Origin of the sequence: Moorena sp. SIO4A1, assembly GCF_010672065.1 — a bacterium.
In the GTDB taxonomy this organism is placed as follows: Bacteria; Cyanobacteriota; Cyanobacteriia; order Cyanobacteriales; family Coleofasciculaceae; genus Moorena.
This window is the reverse complement of record NZ_JAAHHX010000148.1, coordinates 1-5,005: the sequence shown is the minus strand read 5'-3', so window position 1 is coordinate 5,005 and position 5,005 is coordinate 1. Positions and strand designations below refer to the sequence as shown.

The following is a 5,005-nucleotide window of genomic DNA, read 5'->3' as shown; positions in this document are numbered from 1 at the left end:
CTTACTTGCTCAATTCCCCAGCGCTAATGCAGAACTAACTATGTTAGAGCGTTGTGGTTCCCAATTGAGAGCAGTTTTGCAGGGAACTATAGATCCCCTGCAAGTTCTCTTCCCTGAAGGGGATTTTACTATAGCTACCCAACTATATGAACAGTCTCCTGAAGCACAATATACCAATACTTTAGTCCAGCGAGCGATCGCCACCGCTCTGGAAAATTTACCTCCAAGCCGAGGGGTGCGATTATTAGAAATTGGAGCAGGGACGGGGGGAACTACTAGCTATATATTGCCTCATCTAAATCCAGAGCAAACAGAATATATCTTCACCGATATCGGTACTTCCTTTACTAGCAAAGCACAGGAGAGATTTCGGGATTACCCATTCATACACTATCAAAACTTAGACATTGAAAAAAATCCCGAACTTCAAGGGTTTGAACCCCATCAGTACGATGTAATAGTAGCAGCTAACGTAATCCATGCTACATCTTCTTTGCGTAAAACCCTACAACATGTGAAACAGTTGTTGAGACCTGGAGGGATGTTTGTGTTATTGGAAATCACAACTCCCAGGCGGTGGGTGACTTTATCCTTTGGAATGTTAGAGGGATGGTGGAAGTTTAGCGATTTTGATTTACGACCCAATCAGCCCCTACTAAATCAATCAAAGTGGCAGCAATTGCTAGTCGAAAGCGGTTTTCCAAAAGTGGTAAACCTGCCCGATGTTCGGGAAACAAAAGAGGTGCTATCCTCCCGGAGTGTAATTATTGCCCAAACTGCAGTGACTCCATCGTTGTCGCCCAGTGAAGGATGGTTAATTTTTGCAGACCGACAAGGTATCGCTCAACAGTTGGCAGATCGACTGCGGACCTTCGGACAAGTCTGTAATTTGGTGTTTCCAGGAAAAGAGTACCAACAGATAGGATCAGAAGAGTTTACCATAAACCCGGAAAATTATGATCACTACTTAAAACTGGTGACAGAGGTAAAAGCTAATCTGCCCGATTTTAAAGGAGTGTTCCATCTATGGAGCTTAGATACTCCAAGAGCAGAGGAACTAACACCAGAAGGCTTGAAAGTAGCTTCAAAACAGGGATGTGGGAGTGCCTTATACTTAGTTCAAGCCTTGAGCGAGGCACAATTTTTGCAATCTCCCCGCCTGTGGTTGGTAACCAAAGGTGCCCAGCCAGTTCTTCCCATCAAAGATTCAATATCAGGGTTAGCTCAATCACCTTTGTGGGGAATGGGTAGAGTAATCTCTTTGGAACATCCCGAATTGTCAGTCCGAATGCTAGATTTAGACCCTAATGTCGCACCAGAGCATTCCTGTACAACACTTTTAACAGAAATCGGAGATGCAAATGATGAAAACCATATTGTCTTCCGAGATGCACAGCGTTACGTAGCACGTCTGATACATAAGAAGTTTACAGAATCTCAAAGTTTTCAGTTCCGGCCTGATGCCACTTACTTAATTACTGGCGGTACTGGTTTCTTAGGATTGAAGTTAGCCCAGTGGATGGTAGAGCAAGGAGCTTGCCAGTTGGTACTAATTGGACGTAAAGGGCTGCCCCCACGGGAAGATTGGCCTAACCTGGATCGAGAGAGTAATGAATGGAAACAGGTTCAAGCTATTCAACTCATGGAAGAAAAGGGAGCTAGCGTAACAGTGTACGCATCTGATGTTACCGACCAAGCTCAAATGTCCTCAATTATTAAAGGGATCGATACTGCTCAAAAACCACTACGGGGTATTATTCATGCGGCTGGCTTAAGTGGCGAACACAAATTAAGTCAGATGAATTATAAAGTATTTGAATCTTTGCTTTCCCCTAAGACAGTTGGAACCTGGGTTCTACATCAACTAACTAAGGAGATTAGTCTAGACTTTTTTATCTGCTTTTCTTCAATTGCGTCAGTGTGGGGTTCTCTAGGTCACGGACATTATGATGCAGCTAACCACTTTCTCAATATCCTAGCCTCTTATCGTCGTTCGATTGGGCTTCCAGCGTTAAGTATAAATTGGGGAATTTTCGTTGTTGGGGGAATGATTGCTGACGAAAATTATGTCCGATGGATGAACCAGATTGGGATAGAAGCATTACAACCAGAGGAAGGATTCAATGCCTTAAAATTCCTTTTGAAAACCAATGCTATTCAACCGCTAGTGACAAAGGTAGATTGGTCTACATTTAAGGAATATTATGAAGTAAGGGGATTAGGAAAGCTATTTAGTGACCTGATGACTCTCTCTACTGTGGATATGAAAACCCCTTCAATAGAGACAATAGAGAGTCAGGAGTCTAGTATTTTAGAACAATTAAAAGCAGCTTCACCAAGTAAAATAGAAAACATTTTATTGAATCATTTTCAAAATGAAATTGCGAAATCGTTACGGACAAGCGCTTCAGAAATAAGCTTACAAAAACCTTTAAATAGTATGGGACTTGATTCCCTAATGGCTGTAGAATTGCGAAATATGAGTCTAGTTAAGCTAGGGATAGATATTCCTACTGTAAAATTTATAGAAGGGCTTAGTATTGCTGATATCGTAACTGAAGTAAAAGATCAACTGAACGAGATTGACGCTAGTCAAAAAGTTGAGTGGAAAAATCACCAACAACTTTACACAGAAGAACCAGACCAGATAGAACGAGTAAGGGGTGAATTATGAATTTAGTTGAGTTTTTACAAGAGCTTTCAATTAAAGGTTGGCAGATCTGGAGTGAAGGTTCGCAGCTACGCTACGATGCTCCCAAAGAAGAATCAACTACATCAGTATTGGCTCTGCTGAAGCAACATAAGGGAGAGATTTTACAGTTACTGCATGACAAACCAGATATTCTCAAGGTTTATCCCCTTTCCTACGGACAACAGGCAATGTGGTTTCTCTGGAAACTAGCACCTGGTAGTTGTGTTTATAACGTGTCCGTACCTGTTCGTATTTGCTCTCAGGTGGATGTGACAGCTTGGAAGCAAGCTTTTCAAGCCATATGCCAACGTCACCTCATACTGTCAAGCACATTTCCTAAGCTAGGTCAAGTACCCATTCAACAAGTGGATCGCCATCAAGAAGTGAACTTTTTGCAGGTTGATGCCTCCACTTGGAGTAAAGAGGAATTAAATCAGAGAGTGATTGAAGCTCACAAGCATCCTTTTAACCTGGAAAAGGAATCGGGGATGCGCGTCAGGTGGTTTGTGCGGTCATTTCAAGAGCATATTCTACTGCTGACAATACACCACATTGCCTGTGATGGCTGGTCTATAGACATCATCTTTCAAGAATTAGCCAAATTGTATCAAGCTCAACAGACCAATGTACCAGCATCTCTTCCCCCTCTGAACTATTCATATCAAGATTATGTTCGCGCTCAAAGGAAAATTTTAGATAGCCCCAGAGGAGAAATCCTTTGGCAATACTGGAAACAAAAACTAGCGGGCGAATTACCAAGCTTAAATCTACCCACAGACAAACCACGCCCGCCCATACAAACCTACGAGGGAGCAGCCTATCATTTTAGCTTATCTGAAAAACTCAGTCAGCAGCTTATAGAATTAGCTCAAAAAGAAAATGTCACGCTCTACACGCTATTGTTGGCAGTCTTTGGTGTCTTTCTTTATCGTTACACAGGTCAAGAAGATATTTTAGTTGGTTCTCCCACATCAGGTAGAAATAGAGCTGAAGAGGCTCCAATTGTGGGCTTCTTTGCTAACTCAGTTGTTATGAGGATGTCGGCGTCGGAAAATTTAAGTTTTAAGGAGTTTATCACTAAAGTTCAGCATACGGTATTAGAAGCAGTAAACTATCAAGATTACCCTTTCGCATTGTTAGTAGAGCGATTGCTGCCAAAGCGCGACCCTAGCCGATCTCCGATTTTTCAAGTTTTTTTCCTGCTACAGCAAATGTCTGAATGGCGAAAGCTGCTCTCTGGTGAAATGAAGACGTCTTCGGATTGGCAAGGACTTAAGTTAGAAGCCTTTGACAGACCAACGAAGGAGTGTCAATTTGATTTCATACTAGAAATGATACAGGTTGGCTCGTCCCTTGGTGGACTTATTAAGTACAGTACCGATCTATTTGAGGAAGAGACTATTGCCAGAATGGTGGAGCATTTTCAGACGCTATTACAAGCAATAGTAACAAAGCCGACTGCTAACATAGATCGATTACCATTACTAACAGCAACTGAGCGGCAGCAGTGCCTAACACTCGGAAATAACTTGGGGAGAAAACAGGGGCAGGATAAATTTATCTATCAATTGTTTGAGGATTTATTTGGCTCTCCAGTGGCTCCCACCTCTGAAACGGCAGGAGAACATACAGAAGTAGTGCCTGTGGGTTTGCCGACTGATTTTTCAGTTTATGTTTTAGATCCCTATGGAGAACCAGTACCTCCAGGAGTAACAGGAGAGGTTTATGTTGGAGATGGCAATTTAACTGAGAGTGACATAAATCGGACCCAACAAGCCCCAGTTAGTTTTGTAGAGCATCCCGAACTTGGTAGTTTATTGAAAACTGGGGAACGGGGTTGTCTTCGTGCCAATGGTGGTCTGGAATTGCAAGGATTTGGGCAACGTTGGGCTTGGATTAAAGGGCATCGGGTGGAGTTGCAGGCTATAGAAAAAGCCTTACTGGCAATTACTGGGGTGGAAGACTGCTATGTGATCATGCGACAACGACAACTAGTTGCTTATGTAGTGACCTCAAAATCTTTCTTGTCAGAGTCTCTCCACAACCAGTTAAAGACCGAATTACCCAGCTATATGCTGCCAAGTGCCTATGTAACAGTATCTAACCTGCCCTTAACAGGCAAAGGACTAATAGATGAATCAGCGTTAGCACAATTGGAGGTGATTGACTCCGAGTTAGTGTCACGTTGGGAAGAACAGTTGCGATCGCTGCCAGAAATAGAGCAAGTAGCAGTGGTAGTTCAGCCACAAGTAAAAACCCTTCCCAGATTACATATTTCTGATTTAGTACCGTCGCCTCCAAGAGGAAAGGTTA

At 42.6% G+C, this 5,005-nt stretch carries 2 protein-coding genes; both read left to right on the top strand.

The genetic code is table 11. The features are described from left to right. A partial coding sequence (locus F6K53_RS35110; protein WP_293083898.1) for an SDR family NAD(P)-dependent oxidoreductase occupies positions 1 to 2,674 on the top strand: 2,674 nt, incomplete at its 5' end. Then, positions 2,671 to 5,005 (top strand): condensation domain-containing protein (locus F6K53_RS35105; protein WP_293083896.1); only part of this gene is annotated, 2,335 nt, incomplete at its 3' end. The genes F6K53_RS35110 and F6K53_RS35105, both read left to right, overlap by 4 nt.